The organism is Marinobacter sp. F4218 (genome assembly GCF_019443085.1).
GTDB classification, from domain to species: domain Bacteria; phylum Pseudomonadota; class Gammaproteobacteria; order Pseudomonadales; family Oleiphilaceae; genus Marinobacter; species Marinobacter albus.
The window spans coordinates 972,170-991,237 of sequence record NZ_JAHZIL010000003.1 but is presented as its reverse complement, the minus strand read 5'-3'; the positions used below and the strand labels follow the sequence as shown (position 1 = coordinate 991,237).

Genomic DNA, 19,068 nt, shown 5'->3' with positions numbered 1-19,068 from the left:
TCATGGATCGCTTGTTCGAATTCGTTGTTAATCACTACATTCTTGTGTCGCTGTTTGTGGCGTTCCTGCTTGCCATCCTGTTCCTTGAATCCCGTCGGGGCGGTGCGAAAATTTCCGCGCAGGAGGCTGTCACGCTGATCAACAAGGACGAAGCCGTGGTGGTGGATATCCGTGACCGGAAGGAGTTTGGTGAAGGCCGGATCACCGGGTCGGTCAATATTCCCCTGAACAGCCTCAAGAGCCGCACGGCCGAACTGAACAAGTTCAAGGACAAGCAGATCATCGTGGCCGACAAGATGGGGCAGCATTCTGCCATGGCGGTGAAGCAGCTCAATGCCGAAGGTTTCACCAATGTGGTGCGGCTCAATGGCGGCGTTGCCGACTGGAGGAGCAGCAACCTGCCACTGGTGAAAAAGTAACGGTGGTGGTCGGGCCTTGATCTGAACCGCAATCTGCCGCACTGTTTCACATTAGCCGGCGGAGCCACGCAGTAGAATGTTCCGGCATCACGCTTCCTAACAACGGGCCCCGGGCCCATGATCGAGAACGAAAGGACTGAACATGGCTGAGAATCAGCAAGCCGCAGCAGGCAGCGAAAACGAAACCCAACCCCAGTTTGCCCTTCAGCGCATCTATGTGAAGGACCTGTCTTTCGAATCACCGAATTCTCCGCTGGTGTTTCAGGAACAGTGGAAGCCACAGGTCAACATGGACCTGAACACCTCACACAACAAGGTGAGCGACAACCAGTATGAAGTGGTGTTGTCCCTGACGGTGACCGCCAAGGTCGGTGAGAAGGTTGCCTACATCGTAGAGATCCAGCAGGCCGGCGTATTCCTGGTGCAGGGTATTGAAGGCGCGCAACTGGGCCAGATGCTGGGCGCCTACTGCCCGACCATCCTGTTCCCGTATGCTCGCGAGGCAATCGATGGCATCGTTGGCAAGGGTAGCTTCCCGGCCCTGATGTTGGCCCCGGTGAATTTCGACGCTATCTACGCCCAGGCGCTCAAGCGCAAGCAGGAAGAAGCCGCGGGTGAGGCCAAGGAAGAGCAGCAGACGCACTGAACCTGCCTGACCTTGCACAAAAAAACCGGCCTTGGCCGGTTTTTTTGTGTCTGGTGCCGAGGGCTCAGACTGCGCCTTCGAACCCCAGTTGCCGCCAGGCTTCATAGACCACGAGAGCGGCGGTGTTGGACAGGTTCAGGCTACGACTGTCCGGTCGCATCGGGACCCGCAGGCAGTGTTCGGTGGCCAGCGATGCCCGCACTTCGGCGGGCAAGCCACGGGTCTCCGGGCCAAACATCAGGTAGTCGCCGGCCTGATAGGTAGCCTCATGATAGCCGCGGTTGGCTTTTGTCGTCAGGCCGAACAGGCGTCGGGGCTGTTCGGCCTCCAGAAAGGCTGCGTAGCTCTGGTGAACCGTGATGGTGGCGTATTCGCTGTAATCGAGACCGGCGCGGCGCATCTGCTTGTCCTCCAGGGTGAATCCCAGTGGCTCAATCAGGTGCAGCCGGCAGCCGGTATTGGCGCAGAGCCGAATGATGTTGCCGGTGTTCGGCGGTATTTCCGGCTCGTACAGCACCACATTCAGCATCGCGTCTAGCGCTCGACAGCCAGGGCAACGCCCATGCCGCCACCGATGCACAGGGTGGCGAGGCCCTTGTGGGCATCGCGACGCACCATTTCATGCAGCAGGGACACCAGGATCCGGCAGCCAGAGGCGCCGATCGGGTGGCCCAGTGCAATGGCACCGCCATTTACATTCACCTTGCTGGTGTCCCAGCCCAGACCCCGATTAACGGAGATGGCCTGGGCGGCAAAGGCCTCGTTGGCTTCCACAAGGTCCAGATCATCGACGCTCCAGCCGGCCAGTTTCAGACAACGCTGGCTGGCCGGAATCGGGCCGGTTCCCATGATAGTCGGATCAACGCCGGCATTGGCGTGGGCCTTGATGGTGACAAGCGGAGTGAGACCGAGCTCCCTGGCCTTGTCGGCGCTGCAGACCATGACGGCGGCGGCGCCATCGTTCAGGGACGACGCATTGGCGGCAGTGACCGTGCCATCCTTCTTGAAGGCCGGGCGCAGTTTGCCCAGGCTATCGGCCGTCACACCAGCGCGGGGACCCTCGTCCTTGTCCACGATTACAGGATCACCCTTGCGCTGGGGAACCGGGATCGGAACGATCTGGCCATCAAAGTAGCCAGCTTCCCGGGCGGCGACGGCTTTTTGCTGGGAGGCGGCGGCAAACTCGTCCTGTTCCTCCCGGCTGATGCCGTATTTTTCTACGATGTTCTCGGCAGTAATGCCCATGTGGTAATCATTGAAGGCATCCCAAAGGCCATCGGTAATCATGGTGTCGATCATGGTCCAGTTGCCCATGCGCTGGCCATTGCGGCTGTTGGGCAGGACGTGGGGAGCCTGGCTCATGCTCTCCTGGCCGCCGGCAATCATCAGTTCGGCGTCGCCGCAGCGGATTGCCTGGACGGCCATATGGACGGCTTTCAGGCCAGAGCCGCAGACCTTATTGATGGTCATGGCCGGCACGGACGCGGGGATGCCTGCGTTGATTGAAGATTGGCGGGCGGGGTTCTGGCCACAGCCCGCGGTCAGTACCTGGCCGAGAACCACCTCATTCACCTGGTCACCGGCAACGCCGGTCTCTTCCAGGATGGCCTTGATCACGGCGGTGCCAAGCTGGTCGGCGCTCAGGCTGGAAAGGCCACCGCCGAAGGTTCCGATGGCGGTACGCTTGGCTGCAACGATGACGACATCACGCATGGGAGTTCTCCGGTTTATTGGGCGCGGATCCCGAGGGTGACCGCGCGGACAGAATGGGAATCTGCGGGCATTGTATCCGGAAACCACCTGACGGCCAAAGAGACCAAAGCAGGGGACTGAGACGACCCCGGCAGTTACATGTTGAGACTGCGGCCGCCATCCACCGGCAGGATCTGGCCGGTGACAAACGGCGCATCGCACATAAGAAAGGCAATGGTCCGGGCGATGTCATCGGGATGACCGGTCCTCGCCAGCGGCGTCTTGTCGAGGATTCTCTGCTGATGACTGTCGTTCACTGCGGCATCGCCTTCCGGCCAGAGGATTGCTCCGGGCGACACTCCGTTGACACGGATTGCCGGTGCCAGGTCTGTGGCCCAGGATCGGGTCAGCGCGGCGAGCCCGGCTTTGCTTGCGCAATACAACGGGTGGTCAGCCAACGGTTTCTCGCTATAGATGTCGATCATATTGACCACGCAGCCGCCCCGTTCACGAAGGGCCGGAAGGCACGCCTGCAGCAGGAAAAACGGTGCCCTCAGGTTGGTGTGGAGGATGGTGTCCCAGTCCTCCGGCTTCGCTTCCGGCGTGGCGTTTGGATAAAACACGGACGCGTTGTTTACCAGCCCGTCCAGCCGGCCCCACCGGGCGGCTCCTGCTTCACCCAGGTTCCGGACCTGATCGAGGTCGCTCAGGTCTGCCTGCAGGGCGGTGGCTGACTCGGGGCGACTCCGGTTCAGGCTGTCTGCCAGCGCATCGGCCTGTTCCCGCCGGCTGCGGTAGTGGATAACAAGGTTCCAGCCGCGGTCATGCAGGGTCTTGGCAGTGCGGGCGCCCAGTCGGTGGGCGGCGCCGGTCACCAGGGCAACGGGAGCGGTATCGGCCATGATCGTTCCTCAGGTTGAAGAGTGGGACAGTGCCTGCTCTATACGACGCAGGCGCTCATGGCGGATTGCTTCACCCAGTGCCTTACCCTTGAACCCCTGGGCCATCAGCGCTTTTGGCTCGACGCCGGAGGCCGCGTCCGCGGCCTGTTCCAGCCGCTGGACAATTGGCCGTTCCGGTTGGGGCAGCGCGCACGCCAGCACCTTCAGCAACGACACGAATCGTTCGGGCCGGCGCCAGAGGTCGGCGACGTCAAGTAACGAAAGCAGGTTCTCGGCCGTGATCGTGCCTGTTGAAGTGGCATCCGGGTTGTCGATCGCCGGGATGAATTCGGCGACGAGGCGGGCCAGATTCTGGCAGTCGTTCGGTGCCTTCAGCGCGGCCATGCGTCGCTCGCACTCCTGCTTGGGGAGAGGCGACATCAAGGCGGCGACGCGTTCTTCGGTTGAGCCGAGCTCGCGATGGATGCAGCGAAGCGCCGCCATGGCCTGTTCAAACCGGCTGTCCGGCGTCAGTTCCGGCATCAGGCTGGCGAGCGCGCCGCAATCCCGGAGGACTTCGAAGAAGGTGCCGGGCTCCTGTTCGTGCAGGGCCCGCTGGACCTCCTGCCATACCCGCTCGGGCACCAGATGCTCGACTTCTCCGTCCGCCACCATCCGGCGCATCAGGCTCATGGTTTCTTCGCACACCTGGAATCCCAGGGGCCGGAAGCGCGCAGCAAACCTCGCCGTTCTCAGAATGCGCAGCGGGTCTTCCGTAAATGCGGCGGAGACATGCCGCAACAGGCGCCTGTCGATATCCTGCTGGCCATGGAAGGGGTCGACGATCTGTCCCTGTTCGCTTTTGGCCATGGCATTAATGGTGAGGTCGCGACGCTTGAGGTCGTCCTCCAGCGTAACGTCGGGGGCGCTGTACACGCTGAAGCCGTGGTAGCCGTGCCCCTGTTTGCGCTCAGTGCGGGCCAGGGCATATTCCTCGCGGGACGCAGGGTGGAGAAAGACCGGGAAGTCAGCCCCCACCTGTTTGAACCCCCGCTTCAGCATGTCGTCTGGAGTGGCGCCAACCACAACCCAGTCACGGTCCTTGACCTCCAGGCCCAGGAGTTCATCACGGACGGCACCACCAACCAGATAGGTTTGCATGAACGGGCTGTTTCCTCTCACGTTGTCGTTCGGGGGATTATCCGGGTCAGGGCAGTGCGAGGCAAACCGGCGATGCCAGTCATAAAAAAGCCCGGCCGGTCAAAGCCGGTCGGGCTTTCGTAAAGATGGAGTCTGAGGTCAGAATGCCGTGCCGAACTCCAGGGCTGCACCTACGTCCGCGTCGCTGACAAGTGCGCCCAGATCCATGCGTACCCCCATCAGGTTCAGGCCGAGACCGGCGGTGAACTGGGTTTTTTCCTCGATGCCGTCGTTATCGTCATTGCTGGCGAGATTCTGGCGGACCCCGACACGCAGCTGGGCATAGTGGTAGACGTCGAATTCCGCGCCGAGAGCCAGCCACTGGGTATCGTCCTCGTAGCCGAACGCCTCCTTTTTGGTCAGGTCGAGTTCGGCGGTGATGACGTGGTATTCGCCGATGTGGGCGATACCCGCGGTGACCATCGGGTCGAGTTTTAGAGTGTACTGTTGCTCAAGGGCCGGCTTGCTCTGAGCAGAATCCAGTTCCATCGGGATCAGGTTCTTGATGGTTAGTCCGGCGTTCCACTGGCGGTCCTCCCCAAACCGGTAGGCGGCGCCGATGTCGACGTTGAAGCCGCTCTTGTCGGTCTGGTTCTCATCGGCATCGAAGTTGTCGTCTTCAAAGCCGGAAACCGTTTCGGTGTACTGGAACGTGCGAAGTTCCACATACTTGGGCGACAGGCCGAGTTGGAACCGGTTGCCGTTGTTCAGCTCAAACTGGCGGGCAAAACTGATGCCGGCTTCCCCGACTGCTGAGGCCAGAATCCGTGCCCGGGAGTCGAGCTGCACGCTGCCGTCGGGATTGGTCACCAGATCCAGGGCGTTGTCGACGTCCTGTGCCGTGGCGGCAGTGGCTACGGCGTCCAACAGCGCTTCGTCGTTGTCGGAGAGCTCACCACGAACCGTGGCCGTCAGGTTGGCGTTGGTGAAAAAGCCGACCGAGACAGTTTTGCTGGGCACTGCCAGGGCCAGTCCCAGTCCGGCATTGCCCCGGACGGTGTCCTTGTCAAAGGCCACCAGACGATCCCGGAGATCGGCGGCACTGTCCTGAATGCTCTGGGGGGCATCGGTGTTCGGGTCAAAACCGGAAATCGCCGATTCGAACTGGCCAATCACATCCTGGATGTCGTCGACCTGGTCAACGGTCTCTTCCTCATCCGCGGCCCGGGCGTTGACCGAGGGCAGTATCAGGCCGAAATCGTCCGACCAGTCGTGATGGTTGCCCGCCATCATGGCCGGGTTGGTGGCGGCTGCGTCTGCCGGGTGGGCGATCGCCACACCGGTGCCGCCCATCGCGAAGGAACGGGCCGACATGAATTGCTGAGGGCTGGCCAGCGCGGAGGCGGAGACGACGGACAGGCCAATGGCCAGAGAGAGTTGGGGCAGACGATTGTTGTGCATTTATTGGGGATCCTGTTGCGAAAAACGGGTAAAACTTCCGGTAATTGGCGGATAAATAGGAGGTTAGAGTAGAACCAGGACCAGAACACGTCCTAAGCGGTAACGGTTTGTTTTTGATATGTAAACGGAGGCAGTTTTTTGCCGCTCCGGAATCCGGCGTAGGGCTTGAACCGATGTCCATTCAGGTATATCAGTGGCTTATGGAAACTGGCGCGAATCTTTCATGGCGACCCCGAAATGATGTTTTCGGAGAGTGACAATGAACCTTCGCAAGATAGCCGTTCCCGTTCTTGCCCTGGCCCTCGGGGCATGTGCGTCAAATGGCGGGTATCAGGACGCGGATCAGCGAGACGCCCAACTGGAGCCGATCACCGTCCGGGTCAGCGGTTTCGGAACCTATGAGGATGCCTCCAGGGACCGTTTGAACACCCGCAAGCGATTGCTGGCCCGGCGGGCATCCCAGCTCGACGCCTATCGCAACCTGGCAGAGCGTGTCTACGGAACCGTGATATATGGCAGCTCAACGGTGAACGATTTTGTCCTGCGCAACGACACCTTCCGCACCTACGTCGACAGCTATATTCGCGGCGCCAAGATGGTGGCGGTGAATGAGCACAGTGACGGCGTGGTTGAAACCGTTATGGAGCTGAAACTGGAGCCCAGGTTCCGTGCCTGTGTGTCAAAGGTCGCGGATGATCAGGTCCAGGATCTGTGCCCGATACCCATGCCCCGCGATAACGACAGTATCGGCGACGTGCAGAGCAGGGGGGTTGACTCCCTGTACTATCTGGACTGACCGGCAATCGGGCCCGTCAGAATCGGTGATACGCGGGCATTTTGAGGCTTTTTTTCATGATACTTCGATGCATTCTGCTGGCGATGACCCTGGTATCCGCTGGCACTGTTCAGGCCATAGTACTGGAGGGTGTCGGGCACGGTACCATCGTTCATGGCGACCTGGAATCGGCGCGCGCCGATGCCCGTCAGGCAGCCCTGCGTGATCTGGCGCTGCAGTATGAAGCCCGGGTCAGTACCCGGGACACGATGGAAAATGGCGTGGTCACCGAATCCCACATGCAGGTTGCGGCCAGTGCGAGGGCCCGCAACGCCCGTGTTGTCGACGAATACCGGAGCGGAAATCTGCTAAGGGTGACAGTGCGCGCGGAGATGTCGGAAGGCCAGGGGAGTCGTTGCGGCGTGGGTGCGGCGGCCGGTTTGAGAAAGCGTGTGGCAATCACAGGGTTCCCGGTGCTGTATCCTGACCAGGCCCGGATCGGTCGAATTGATGATGCCGGCGAGGTCTTGCCGCAACAGCTTCAGGACCGGCTGCGCGCGGGCAATGAGCTCCAGGTTTTCGGAGCAACCACTACCCGGATGTTCGACGATCTGCTCAATGCCCCCACGGTGCAGCAGGGAGATAACCGCCTGACCAACGTGCTTCAGCTCGCTCGCGAATTGGGGGCACAGTTTGTGGTGACCGGGGTCATACGTGATCTCGGAGTTGCCGATCCCTCGGCCTGGGGCACCTCGGTGCTGGACCGGGTGCAGCGAGGTATTGGTGCGGTTGATCAGAACCGGCGCTTTGTGGTGGATCTGATGATCTTCGACGGGTTCAGCGGGTCGCCGGTTTTCCAGCAACAGTTTTCGGCGACGGCCGAATGGGATGCCGGGCCGGGTGCGTCGGACGGATTCGGTTCATCGGGGTTCCAGCATACGGCCTACGGTCAGGCAGTGAACGGCGTGCTTGATCAGATGGTTCGGGAAGTCAGCGGTGCGCTGGCATGTCAGCCGTTCATGACCCGGGTTACCCGCGTTGACGGCCATACCGTGACTCTCGCCTCGGGAGCAACGGCGGGCCTGCGTCCGGGCGATGAGCTGCATCTGTACCGTAGCGCTCGCTACTTCGATTCCCTGGGTGATACCCCGGAGCTTCGGGATGCAAAGCTTTCGGTAACGCTGAACAACGTGCACCCGGATTTCAGTAACGGTCGCATGCCGACTATCGGCACCCAGGTGAACATCCAGCGGGACGACATCGCCATCGTCTGGTGAGGTCAGGCCGCTTCCGCCGCAGCGATGTCGCGAATCTTGCCAACCATGGCGCGCAGGCCGTTGCCGCGGGTCGGGGAGATGTGGCGGAACAGATCCAGGCTCTCGAACAGCTCGTCGATGTCCGTGGTCAACAACTCTCTCGGAGATTTTCCGTTCAGCGCCACCAGGATGATGGCCGCAAGCCCGCGAACGATCATCGCGTCGGAATCGATCAGCAGATACAGCTTGCCACTGTCTTCGTCGAAGTAATGGATCAGCCAGACCTGGCTCTGGCAGCCATGCACGTAATTCTCTTCCACACGGGCTTCGTCCGGAAACGCAGGCAGTTGTTTGCCCAGGTCAATGATGTACGCGTAACGTTCTTCCCAATCGTCGAGAAACTCGAACGCATCGGTGACATCGTCAAGGGTGGTTTCGGTGCCCAGCGGGTTGTTCTTGAAGTCCTGTTCGCTAGCGGTCATTACAGCATTCCCAGTTCGAGCTTGGCTTCGTCGGTGAGCATGTCGTTGCTCCACGGCGGATCAAACGTCAGGTCCACGGTTACCTTGTCCACATTGGGAACGTGTTCGACCTTGCACCGGACATCTTCACAGATCACCGGACCCATGCCGCAGCCGGCGGCGGTCAGTGTCATCTTGATGTAGACATGGTTACCGTCGTCGGTGCCATTGTTGATCTGACATTCGTAGATCAGCCCGAGATCCACAACGTTTACCGGGATTTCCGGGTCGTAGCAGTTGCGCAGGGCTTCCCACACCTGGTTCTCGTTGACGGTCCCATCCTCGGGGGTCTCGAAGCTGCTTTCCAGGGGTTGTTTTCCGAGCGCATCGGCGTCGTGGCCTTCGATGCGGGCAAGGTTGCCGTTAACCGCTACGGTGAAAGTGCCGCCCAGTGACTGTGTAATGGTCACAAAGGTGTCGGCCGGGATCATGATTTCAGTTCCGGCGGGAACAAGGCGGGCTTCCACCTCGCGTTTGGTCAGGACCACTTCCCGTTCTTGCATGCCCAGACTGGCCTCTCTGTTATCTGTTGTCTGCCCGAGAGCTTGATTCAACCGGACTCAGGCGACGGTGAAACTTTCCCCGCAGCCACACTCGGCGGTGGCATTCGGATTGCGGAACTGGAAGACGGAATTCACTCCTTCAGTCACGAAATCGATCTCGATCCCGTTGACCAGGGGTAAGTGTTCCTCTTTGACAAACACATCGACGCCATCAATATGGAAAATCTTGTCGTCGGCGGCGGCTTCCTCGACCCACTGGGTCTCGTACTTGAAACCGGAGCAGCCACTTTTCCTGATGGCCAGCCGGATGCCCTTGGCCTCCGGCTTTTTGTCGAGTTGTTTGCGCACGTGCTTGACCGCGCTGGGCGTCATGGTGACGGCGACGGTCGGGGTGAAGACTTCGGCTGTCATAATTCCACCTCCATCAGGCAAACAGGCGCTGGACTTTCTGCAGGGCGGTGAACAATTGTTCCACCTCGTCCAACGTATTGTAGAACGCAAATGAGGCCCGGGCAGTACCGGGAACTCCATAGAAATCCATCAAGGGCATGGCGCAGTGATGGCCGGTGCGAATGGCGATGCCCTGCTGATCCAGCAGCGTACCGATATCACTGGGGTGCAGGCCGGCGATTTTAAAGGACATCACAGGCACTTTCTGTTTCGCGGTACCAATGATTTCCATACCCGGCACGGTCTCGACCAGTTGGTTGGCTCGCTCAAGCAGGTTGGCTTCCGCCGCCTCCATGGCCTGTCTGTCGAGACGATTCAGGTAGTCAATGGCGGCGCCCAGGCCCACCGCTTCGGCGATGGCGGGGGTGCCGGCCTCGAATTTGTAGGGCAGGGTGTTCCAGGTGGTGCGCTCGAACGACACCCGCTCAATCATTTCGCCACCGCCCTGATAGGGCGGCATTTCCTCCAGAAGCTGAGCCTTGCCGTAGAGTACGCCGATACCGGTCGGGCCAAACATCTTATGGGAGGAAAACACGTAAAAGTCGCAACCCAGTGCCTGCACATCCGGCTGATAGTGCGGAACCGCCTGGGCGCCGTCCACCAACGTAAGAATTCCCAGGGACTTGGCCTGCTCGACCAGGGCAGCCACCGGATTAACCGTGCCCAGAACGTTGGAGACGTGGGTGATGGCAAAGATCCGGGTGCGCTTGTTCAGCAGGCTGGTGAAGGATTCCAGGTCCAACTCGCCATCCGGCGTGATCTGGATCGGCACCACCTTCGCGCCGGTACGTTCGGCAATCATCTGCCAGGGCACAATGTTGGCGTGATGCTCCATCTGGCTGACCAGAATCTCATCGCCGGGCTTCAAGCGTGCGGCCAGCCCGTTCGCCACCAGGTTGATGGCCTCGGTGGTGCCGCGGGTCCAGATGATTTCCCGTGTGCTTTCGGCGTTAAGGAAGCTGCGAACGGTTTCCCGGGCACCTTCGAACGCAGCCGTCGCCCTGTCCCCGAGCGTATGCGCGCCCCGGTGAACGTTGGAGTGCATTTCCCGATAGTAACGGTCCATGGCATCCAGAACTGCCTCCGGCTTCTGGGCCGAGGCGCCATTGTCCAGATACACCAGCGGCTTCCCGTTCACCTGTTGTGACAGGATAGGAAAGTCCCGGCGTACGGCGTCTACGTCGAACGCCGGTTTGTTGGCTGCGTTTGCCACGGACAGATCCGTCATAACCGGTTACGCCTCCTCGAAGGTCTGGTCGAAGAACTGGTTCAGCCGGGTTTGTGCGGTCTCACGTACCGCTTCTACCGGAATCTGTTCGACCAGCTCATTGATGAAGGCCATGGTTAACAGCACGTTAGCCTCGCGCCGGCCAATACCGCGGGAGACCAGGTAGAACAGGGATATTTCGTCCAGCTGGCCGATGGTGGCACCGTGGGCACACTTCACATCGTCCGCGTAGATCTCCAGCTCCGGCTTGGTATCGATCTCTGCACCATTAGACAACAGCAGGTTTTTGTTGTTCATATCCGCATTGGACTTCTGGGCGTCCTGGTGGATGTGAATGCGGCCGTTGAAGACCGCGTGAGACTGGTCGGCCGCGATATTGCGATAGGTCTCTTCGCTGTTGCAGTGGGCCGCGACATGCTCGATGTTGGTGTGGTTGTCATAGTGCTGCTTGCCCTGAGTAACCACCACTCCGTTGAGCTTGCACTCTGCGCCTTCACCTTCCAGGCGAACCTGCAGATCGTGGCGGCGCAGGGGGCCGCCAAAACCAACGCAGTGGCTCTCAAAGCGGGAGCTGCGTTGCTGGCGGACGCCAGTGGCGCCGATGTGCTGAACGTTCTCGCCTTCCATGTTCAGGCGGACGCTGGTGATATTGGCACCTTCGGCCACGTTGAATTCTGTCACCGTGTTGACCATCACGGTTTCCGAACCGCTGGAGATGTACTCCTCAACGAGGGTGATCTGGCTGTTCCGGCCGGCATCCACAAAAACCCGGGGGAACGCCGAGCCGCTCGCGCTTGCGGTGACTTCGTGGACAATAAACAGCGGCTGGTCGAGAACTGCGTCCGGTTTCAGGCGGATCAGCAGGCCATCCTCGAAGCGGGCCGAATTCAGTCGGGCCATCTGCACGGCTTTGTTGTCGAGCGTACTGTCCAGACGGTCGGCCAGCTCGGTTGCTTCCTCGTCGGAAAGGTCGCCGAAACTCTGGATGGAGATGCCGTCGAGATCCGGGTATTCGCTTGCCTCCGGCATCATCACGCCGTTCAGGAAGACCACCTTGTAACCGGGCACCGCGAGACTGCTGCCGGCCTTACCGTCGGCTGGCAGGGAAATGGCCATGTCGTCGGTCAACTTCAGGTATTTGCTGGAATACTTCCAGTTTTCCGTTTTCCGCGTTGGCAGCGGCATGTCGACCAGCGCTGTGCCGCGTTGCTTGCGCAGGGCCAGCAGAGGTTCCGGCAGGGATTGTCCGGCCGGGCGCAGAAACGCGGTGGAAAGAGTCGGTGCGGGTTTCATTCCACGGTCTCCTTAGTTGGCTGAACTGTCGGCAGTTTCTTCATCCTTGATGCCCAGCCAGCCGTAGCCGCGCTCTTCCAGTTCCAGGGCCAGTTCACGGCCGCCGGATTTGACAATCTTGCCGCCGGCCAGAACATGCACGTGGTCCGGCACGATGTGGTTAAGCAGGCGCTGGTAGTGCGTAACCATGAGAATGGCGCGATCTTCGGCCCGCAGCGCGTTAACGCCTTTGGATACGACCTGCAGGGCGTCGATGTCGAGGCCGGAGTCGGTTTCGTCCAGAATCGCCAGCTTCGGCTGTAACAGGAGTGCCTGCATGATTTCGTTACGCTTCTTCTCGCCGCCGGAGAAACCTTCGTTGACGCCGCGTTTGAGGAAGGCCGGGTCAAGATCCACCTGCTTCGAGACCTCCTTCGCTAGCTTCATGAATTCGGCTGCGTTCATTTCCGGTTCGCCCTTGTGGGCGCGCATGGCATTGACCGCGGTGCGCAGGAACTGAAGGTTGCTCACGCCGGGAATTTCTACCGGATACTGGAACGCAAGGAAAATGCCTTCGCGGGCCCGTTCTTCGGTCTCCAGGTCGAGCAGGTTTTCGCCGTTGAGGGTGACCTCACCGCTGGTGACTTCAAATGCTTCGTTGCCTGCCAGCACCTGGGACAGGGTACTCTTACCCGAGCCGTTCGGGCCCATGATGGCATGAACTTCCCCGGCCTTGATCTCCAGGTTGATACCCTTGAGGATTTCTTTGCCCTCAACGGATGCGTGCAGGTTCTTGATGCTCAGCATTTGTGGGGTTCTCTCTTCGTTAATCTGTATGAATTCGTTTATCTGTGTGTCCGGGATCGCCGCCTTTAACCGACGGAGCCTTCCAGGCTCACCTCGAGCAGCTTGCCGGCTTCCACCGCGAACTCCATCGGGAGTTCCTTGAATACCTCTTTGCAGAAACCGTTGACGATCATGGACACGGCCTGCTCCGGTTCGATGCCACGCTGGCGGCAGAGGAACATCTGCTCGTCACTGACCTTGGAGGTGGTGGCTTCGTGCTCGACGATGGCGGACTTGTTCTTGCTTTCGATGTACGGGAAGGTGTGCGCGCCGCAGCGGTCGCCGATCAGCAGCGAGTCACACTGGGTAAAGTTGCGCGCACCTTCCGCCCCGGGGCCAAACTTGACCAGGCCGCGGTAGGCGTTGGAGCTCTTGCCGGCCGAGATACCCTTGGAGATGATGGTGCTGGACGTGTTCTTGCCCAGGTGAATCATCTTGGTGCCGGTGTCGGCCTGCTGGTAATTATTTGTCAGCGCCACCGAGTAGAACTCACCCACGCTGTTTTCACCGCGCAGGATGCAGCTCGGGTACTTCCACGTTACCGCGGAACCGGTTTCCACCTGGGTCCAGGAAATCTTGGAGTTCTTGCCGATGCAGGCTCCACGCTTGGTGACAAAGTTGAAGATGCCGCCTTTGCCTTCCTCGTCGCCCGGGTACCAGTTCTGCACTGTTGAATACTTGATCTGGGCATCGTCCAACGCCACCAGTTCAACCACGGCCGCGTGCAGCTGGTTCTCGTCGCGCATGGGCGCGGTACAGCCCTCAAGGTAGCTGACGTAGCTGCTGTCTTCGGCGATGATCAGGGTGCGCTCAAACTGGCCGGTGTTGGCCGCGTTGATCCGGAAGTAGGTGGACAGTTCCATGGGGCAGCGCACGCCCTTCGGAACATACACGAACGTGCCGTCGGAGAAGACCGCCGAGTTCAGGCCGGCGAAGAAGTTATCGCCAGCAGGAACCACAGACCCAAGGTACTTCTTGACCAGTTCCGGGTAGTCCTGAATCGCTTCAGAAATGGAGCAGAAGATGACGCCAGCCTTGGCCAAAGGCTCCTTGAAGGTGGTGGCTACGGACACCGAGTCGAAGACCGCATCCACGGCAACGCCTGCGAGCTTTTCCCGCTCGTGCAGGGGGATACCGAGCTTCTCATAGGTTTTCAGCAGCTCAGGATCCACTTCATCCAGGCTCTGGGGCATGTCTTCCTTGCGCTTCGGCGCGGAATAGTAGGAAATCGAGTTGTAATCGATTTTCGGGTAACCCACATGCGCCCAGTCCGGCTCGTCCATCTCGAGCCAGCGACGATAGGCTTTCAGACGCCACTCCAGCATCCACTCCGGTTCTTTCTTGATCCCGGACAGGCGGGCGATTACGTCTTCATTCAGGCCGGGTTCGAACGTATCGGCTTCGATGTCGGTCACGAAACCGTGCTCATATTCCCGTTTGATCAGCTCGTTCACCTCTTTGTCGGTGGTCGCCATGATCGTCGCTCCGTATTCTCTCATCTCGGGCCATCTGGCCCTTGGTGTGCCGGCAGCCTGTGTTGTCTGGCCACCGGGCGGATGTCATCAGTTTGGGTGTTGCAGTGATCGCTCACTCCGTGAGTACGCCCTGCAATCGGTTTTTGGATGACGGGTTGTGTTGGCCGGCTGTTGTTTGTAAACGTAAAAAACCGGCGGAACCCGCTGCTTCTGGCGAGCGATTATACAATACCATAGTAAAATAGTCAGGTATTAAATTGCGCGAGCGGTGATTATACCGTAATCAGGGGCGACGGCACCAAGTGAGTGGTTATCGGGCCGATTGGTTGGGCGTGATCTTCGACTAATTGCTATTCGGCAGTGCGGTACAGGTCGCCCAGCTCTGTGGAGTAACTGACGCCCACCAGTTTCCAGCCACTTACGTCCGGCTGGTAATACGTAAAGCGCCAGGCGATGGCGGCGGCCTCGAACTTCTGCAACCAGGTTTCCCGGGTGAAGTCGCTGGCGATGATTTCCGTTGCCACGTGCGAGCTGCCCACAGGTTCGCCAGCCTGTTGCCGAACCTGTTGGAAGTAGGTGGCCGCTTCCTTGGCCGAATCGTCGTAGGCTCCTGAGTCAACACCAAGGTAGGGGCGCAGGCTGCTGTATGCGGCGACGATGCGACCGCTGGCGATCATATCCATGAACGAACCGGTTTGCTTCCGGATATCCTCGCGGGTAGAGAGCACTTCGGCGAGGGTCACGGAGCTGGCGATTAACAGCCAGATCAGGGTGAGCAATGAAATGGTCGGGCGCACGAGTCAGACCTCCGTGTGCAAAAGTCGCGTCAGGTAGCTGAAATCCAGATTAGCCGGTGTTCCTTCAGGCCGGGGTATCCGGACGGTGTGACCGCTGCCGGGAGCGTAGTCCACTTTGCTCCCGTTCAATGTCTCCATCGCCGCCGCGGCGAAGCGGATATTTCCCGCCGGGGTAATCAGCTCCAGCGGGTCGCCCGGTGCAAACCGGTTTTTGACCTCAATGGTCAGCCACCGACCGTCGTTTTCCTTGATGGCACCGACAACCTGTTGAGTGCCGAGCGACGATGAGCCCTGCTCGTAAGACTGGTACTCCTTCGGCGGATGCCGGCGGAGGAAGCCTTCAGTGTAGCCCCGGTTCGACAGGGCTTCCAGTTGGTCCATCAGCCCCATGTCAAAGCTCTTGCCCTGCAGTGCATCGTTGATGGCGCGGCGGTAGACCTGGGTGGTTCGGGCAACGTAATAGGTACTCTTGGTGCGACCTTCGATTTTCAGGGAGTGCACGCCCATTTTGACCAGCTCCGACACGTGCTGGACCGCGCGAAGGTCTTTGGAATTCATGATGTAGGTGCCATGCTCGTCCTCGTAGGCGGGGATGAAGCCGCCGGGGCGGTTTGGCTCTTCCAGCAGGATTTCCCTGGGCTCCACTTCCTGGGCGCTGTTGCCGGCGGAGGTGGCGATCAGGTCGCCGGTCTGGTCGTGGTTGTACTGGACTTCTTTGTAGTTCCACCGGCACGCGTTGGTGCAGGCGCCCTGGTTGGCGTCCCGGTGATTCATATAGCCGGACAGCAGGCAGCGTCCGGAATAGGCCATGCACAGGGCGCCATGGACAAAAACCTCCAGTTCCATCCCGGGCACCCGTTCCCGGATTTCGCGAATCTCATCGAGCGCCAGTTCACGGGACAGGATGACGCGACTGATTCCCTGTCGGCGCCAGAATTCGACGGTTGCCCAGTTGACGGCGTTTGCCTGCACCGAGAGATGTATAGGCTGATCCGGCCATTTTTCCCGCACCAGCATGATCAGTCCGGGGTCGGACATGATCAGGGCGTCTGGTTGCAGGGCCAGCGCTGGCTCCAGATCCCTCAGGTAGGTGCGCACCTTGTCATTGTGGGGCGCGATGTTGGACACGAGGTAGAAGCTTTTCCCGAGCGCATGAGCTCGCTTGATGCCCGCCCCAAGCGCTGCAACGTCTTTGAAACTGTTGTTACGTACCCTCAGGGAGTAGCGTGGTTGTCCGGCATAGACCGCATCGGCACCATAGGCGAAGGCGGTTTCAAGGTGTGCCGGGGTGCCGGCGGGGGCGAGCAGTTCAGGGGTATTCATCTTGGCTCCGACGGGGTGGTCTGGGGAATCGGTATGCGTCATTTCGGTAAAAGCAGGCATTCTGCCGTAAACCGGTCGGAACTCCCTTGATCCTACTCAAAGGTCGTATTGATTCTTTTCAGCTAACAAGTGTACGCTGGATGGTGTGCCCTATTGGGCCAGATTGTGTATTGGGAGGAGTTTGCATGTCATCAGAGCCTCTGAGGCCGGAAATGGCACGGGTTACCTTGAGTGCGCGGGTAAGCTCGTTGATCAGCGTTCAGCTCGCCCGCGGTAAAGTGGGCGTGGAAGCTGTTGCGTCTCAGCTGCACATGAGTCGTTATACGCTGCATAAGAAGTTGAAGCGGGAGGGCCTTACGTTTGCGCGCCTTCTGGAGGATGTCCGGCGCAAGCAGGCACTGACTTACATGCAGGATAAGACCAAGCCGCTGGTGGAAATCGCCGAGCAGCTTGGGTTCTCGGAACTGAGCGCATTCAGCCGGGCATTCAAGCGCTGGATGGGAACCTCCCCGGCTGAATACCGCTCCGTCAGACTTTCCTGAATACCAGCGAGGCGTTGGTTCCGCCGAAGCCGAAGCTGTTGCTCATCACCAGATCCAGGGTCTGGTTGTCCATCCGCTCCCGCACGATCGGGTAGCCCTCGGCCCCTTCGTCCAGGTTCTGGATATTGGCCGACGGTGCAATAAAGCCTTCGCGCTGCATGATCAGGCTGTAAATGGCTTCGTGCACACCGGCCGCGCCGAGGGCATGGCCGCACAGCGGTTTGGTTGAGCTCAGCGGTGGGATCCTGTCCCCAAAAGTATCTTTCAGAGCTTTCAGTTCGGTGACGTCCCCGGCGGGTGTGCTGGTGCCGTGGGTGTTCACGTAGCTGATCTCACCTTCGACATTTTTCATGGCCTGCTGCATGCAGCGGACAGCGCCTTCGCCACTGGGCGCGACCATGTCTGCGCCGTCGGATGTGGCGCCGAAACCGACGAGCTCACCGAGAATGGTCGCGCCTCGAGCCTCCGCATGCTCGAGGGCTTCCAGTACCAATGTTCCGCCGCCACCGGAGATAACGAACCCATCCCGATCCTTGTCGTAAGTACGGGAGGCCAGTTCCGGGGTTTCGTTGTACTTGGTGGACAATGCGCCCATGGCATCGAACAGCAGGCTGAGGCTCCAGTGAATGTCTTCACCGCCGCCGGCGAGCATGATGTCCTGACGGCCCAGGGCGATCAGATCAGCTGCGTGGCCAATGGCGTGGGCACTGGTGGCGCAGGCTGAGGTAATGCCGTAGTTAACGCCGGTGATGCCAAAGGCGGTGGAGATCGAGGCGTTTATGGAGCTGCCCATAGTGCGGGGGACCCGATACGGTCCGACCCGGCGAATGCCTTTTTGGCGATGGGTGTCGATGGCATCCAGTAGTTCCACGGTCGAGGCGCCGCCGGTGCCGAAAATGGCGCCGGTGGTGTTGGCCTTGATGTACTCCTCGCTCAGTCCGGACTGTTCAATGGCTTCACGGGTGGCCAGGTACGCGTAGCCGGATGCTGGACACATGAACCGAAAGAGTTTCCGGTCAATCAGCTCCGACAGGTTCAGGTTAATCTGGCCGCAGACGTGGCTACGAAGACCGTTGTCCCGTGCTTCTTCACTGAATCCGATGCCGGGGCGGGATTCCTTCAGGGACTGGGTGACTTCTTTCAGATTGGTGCCAAGGCTGGAGACAATCCCCATGCCGGTGATAACAACACGACGCATCTTTCTAACTCCTAAAAATCATCGGTGGAGGTGAACATGCCAACCCGGAGGTCTTTGGCGGTGTAGATTTCCCTTCCGTCCACTTCCATGCTGCCGTCGGCAATGGCCATGGTGAGCTTGCGCTTGATCAGCCTCTTGATATCGAGACGGTAGGTCACTTTCTTGGCAGTTGGCAGTACCTGACCGAAGAACTTGACCTCGCCTGCACCCAGTGCGCGCCCTTTGCCTTCGCCGCCACTCCAGGCCAGGTAGAAACCCACCAGTTGCCACATGGCGTCCAGGCCCAGGCAGCCGGGCATCACCGGGTCGTCCACGAAATGAACCTTGAAGAACCACAGGTCCGGGTTGATGTCGAGTTCGGCCACAAGACTGCCTTTGCCGTAGGCGCCATCGTCGGCGCTTACGTGAGTAACGCGGTCGACCATCAGCATTTCATCGATCGGCAAGCGCATGGACCCCTTGAAAAGTTCGCCATGCCCGCACTTGATGAGGTCTTCTTTCTCAAAATGATCTGGATTCATAGTGCCCGTGTCTCTGTTACAGAATGATTTACTGTAACTGTAGCTCGTATCTCGCGAGGAGCTATTGACCATTAGTGGATGATTGCGTGCACCGGGCGGATTTAGGGCTCAATGATCATCCC

At 59.8% G+C, this 19,068-nt stretch carries 21 protein-coding genes; 5 read left to right on the top strand and 16 right to left on the bottom strand.

The features are described 5' to 3' along the window. The first annotated feature begins 2 nt into the window (after positions 1–2). Together K0B93_RS08605 and secB are read left to right on the top strand one after the other, a co-directional pair. A complete protein-coding gene (locus K0B93_RS08605) occupies positions 3–419 on the top strand; it encodes a rhodanese-like domain-containing protein (RefSeq protein WP_219866817.1) in 417 nt (138 codons plus the stop codon). Positions 420–561: 142 nt separating this feature from the next. Then, entirely contained in the window at positions 562–1,065 is a 504-nt protein-coding gene (secB, locus tag K0B93_RS08600; RefSeq protein ID WP_219866816.1) for a protein-export chaperone SecB, read from the top strand. A 64-nt stretch (positions 1,066–1,129) separates the two neighbouring features. Here the strand turns inward: secB and trmL are convergent, their stop codons facing one another. The 5 genes from trmL to K0B93_RS08575 all read right to left on the bottom strand — a co-directional run bounded on the left by trmL (position 1,130) and on the right by K0B93_RS08575 (position 6,239). Then, positions 1,130–1,594, bottom strand: coding sequence for a tRNA (uridine(34)/cytosine(34)/5-carboxymethylaminomethyluridine(34)-2'-O)-methyltransferase TrmL (trmL, locus tag K0B93_RS08595; protein ID WP_219866815.1), 465 nt, complete (start codon positions 1,592–1,594; stop codon positions 1,130–1,132). Between the two features lie 5 nt (positions 1,595–1,599). Next, positions 1,600–2,778: an acetyl-CoA C-acetyltransferase gene (locus K0B93_RS08590; RefSeq protein WP_219866814.1), complete on the bottom strand. Its 1,179-nt coding sequence runs from the start codon at positions 2,776–2,778 to the stop codon at positions 1,600–1,602. 134 nt (positions 2,779–2,912) lie between these two features. Next, complete coding sequence (locus K0B93_RS08585) at positions 2,913–3,659, bottom strand: pteridine reductase (RefSeq protein WP_219866813.1); 747 nt, start codon at positions 3,657–3,659, stop codon at positions 2,913–2,915. A 9-nt stretch (positions 3,660–3,668) separates the two neighbouring features. Then, the gene (locus K0B93_RS08580) at positions 3,669–4,799 is read right to left on the bottom strand and encodes a multifunctional CCA tRNA nucleotidyl transferase/2'3'-cyclic phosphodiesterase/2'nucleotidase/phosphatase (RefSeq protein ID WP_219866812.1); all 1,131 of its coding nucleotides are present in this window, start codon (positions 4,797–4,799) and stop codon (positions 3,669–3,671) included. A gap of 138 nt (positions 4,800–4,937) precedes the next feature. Continuing rightward, positions 4,938–6,239, bottom strand: coding sequence for a conjugal transfer protein TraF (locus K0B93_RS08575; protein WP_219866811.1), 1,302 nt, complete (start codon positions 6,237–6,239; stop codon positions 4,938–4,940). Positions 6,240–6,498: 259 nt separating this feature from the next. Between K0B93_RS08575 and K0B93_RS08570 the strand changes: the two genes are divergently transcribed. Both K0B93_RS08570 and K0B93_RS08565 read left to right on the top strand, forming a co-directional pair. Continuing rightward, on the top strand, positions 6,499–7,035 hold the full coding sequence (locus K0B93_RS08570) for an LPP20 family lipoprotein (protein WP_219866810.1): 537 nt from the start codon (positions 6,499–6,501) through the stop codon (positions 7,033–7,035). A gap of 56 nt (positions 7,036–7,091) precedes the next feature. Continuing rightward, positions 7,092–8,291 (top strand): flagellar assembly protein T N-terminal domain-containing protein, encoded by a 1,200-nt coding sequence (locus K0B93_RS08565; RefSeq protein ID WP_219866809.1) that lies wholly within the window; start codon positions 7,092–7,094, stop codon positions 8,289–8,291. A gap of 2 nt (positions 8,292–8,293) precedes the next feature. Here the strand turns inward: K0B93_RS08565 and K0B93_RS08560 are convergent, their stop codons facing one another. From K0B93_RS08560 to yegQ, 9 genes are all read right to left on the bottom strand, one after another. Then, positions 8,294–8,752 (bottom strand): SufE family protein, encoded by a 459-nt coding sequence (locus K0B93_RS08560; RefSeq protein WP_219866808.1) that lies wholly within the window; start codon positions 8,750–8,752, stop codon positions 8,294–8,296. Beyond that, a complete protein-coding gene (gene sufT, locus K0B93_RS08555) occupies positions 8,752–9,294 on the bottom strand; it encodes a putative Fe-S cluster assembly protein SufT (protein WP_219866807.1) in 543 nt (180 codons plus the stop codon). The genes K0B93_RS08560 and sufT overlap by 1 nt, the downstream gene beginning before the upstream one ends. A gap of 57 nt (positions 9,295–9,351) precedes the next feature. Next, on the bottom strand, positions 9,352–9,705 hold the full coding sequence (locus tag K0B93_RS08550) for a HesB/IscA family protein (protein WP_219866806.1): 354 nt from the start codon (positions 9,703–9,705) through the stop codon (positions 9,352–9,354). A 13-nt stretch (positions 9,706–9,718) separates the two neighbouring features. Next, on the bottom strand, positions 9,719–10,972 hold the full coding sequence (locus tag K0B93_RS08545; protein ID WP_219866805.1) for an aminotransferase class V-fold PLP-dependent enzyme: 1,254 nt from the start codon (positions 10,970–10,972) through the stop codon (positions 9,719–9,721). 6 nt (positions 10,973–10,978) lie between these two features. Beyond that, positions 10,979–12,265 (bottom strand): Fe-S cluster assembly protein SufD, encoded by a 1,287-nt coding sequence (sufD, locus tag K0B93_RS08540; RefSeq protein ID WP_219866804.1) that lies wholly within the window; start codon positions 12,263–12,265, stop codon positions 10,979–10,981. A 12-nt stretch (positions 12,266–12,277) separates the two neighbouring features. Next, positions 12,278–13,051: a Fe-S cluster assembly ATPase SufC gene (sufC, locus tag K0B93_RS08535; protein WP_219866803.1), complete on the bottom strand. Its 774-nt coding sequence runs from the start codon at positions 13,049–13,051 to the stop codon at positions 12,278–12,280. Between the two features lie 65 nt (positions 13,052–13,116). Next, positions 13,117–14,565 (bottom strand): Fe-S cluster assembly protein SufB, encoded by a 1,449-nt coding sequence (gene sufB / locus K0B93_RS08530; RefSeq protein WP_219866802.1) that lies wholly within the window; start codon positions 14,563–14,565, stop codon positions 13,117–13,119. 350 nt (positions 14,566–14,915) lie between these two features. Further along, positions 14,916–15,362, bottom strand: a complete 447-nt coding sequence (locus tag K0B93_RS08525) for a hypothetical protein (protein WP_219866801.1) — start codon at positions 15,360–15,362, stop codon at positions 14,916–14,918. A 3-nt stretch (positions 15,363–15,365) separates the two neighbouring features. Continuing rightward, positions 15,366–16,685: a tRNA 5-hydroxyuridine modification protein YegQ gene (gene yegQ / locus K0B93_RS08520; protein ID WP_219866800.1), complete on the bottom strand. Its 1,320-nt coding sequence runs from the start codon at positions 16,683–16,685 to the stop codon at positions 15,366–15,368. Between the two features lie 185 nt (positions 16,686–16,870). On the opposite strand from yegQ, the gene K0B93_RS08515 reads away from it, so the two are divergent. Continuing rightward, on the top strand, positions 16,871–17,227 hold the full coding sequence (locus tag K0B93_RS08515) for a helix-turn-helix transcriptional regulator (RefSeq protein WP_219866799.1): 357 nt from the start codon (positions 16,871–16,873) through the stop codon (positions 17,225–17,227). On the opposite strand, the gene fabB is transcribed toward K0B93_RS08515, so the two are convergent. Further along, entirely contained in the window at positions 17,214–18,425 is a 1,212-nt protein-coding gene (gene fabB, locus K0B93_RS08510; RefSeq protein WP_219866798.1) for a beta-ketoacyl-ACP synthase I, read from the bottom strand. The genes K0B93_RS08515 and fabB overlap by 14 nt on opposite strands. Before the next feature lie 11 nt (positions 18,426–18,436). Then, positions 18,437–18,946 (bottom strand): bifunctional 3-hydroxydecanoyl-ACP dehydratase/trans-2-decenoyl-ACP isomerase, encoded by a 510-nt coding sequence (gene fabA, locus K0B93_RS08505; RefSeq protein ID WP_219866797.1) that lies wholly within the window; start codon positions 18,944–18,946, stop codon positions 18,437–18,439. Positions 18,947–19,068: the final 122 nt, after the last annotated feature.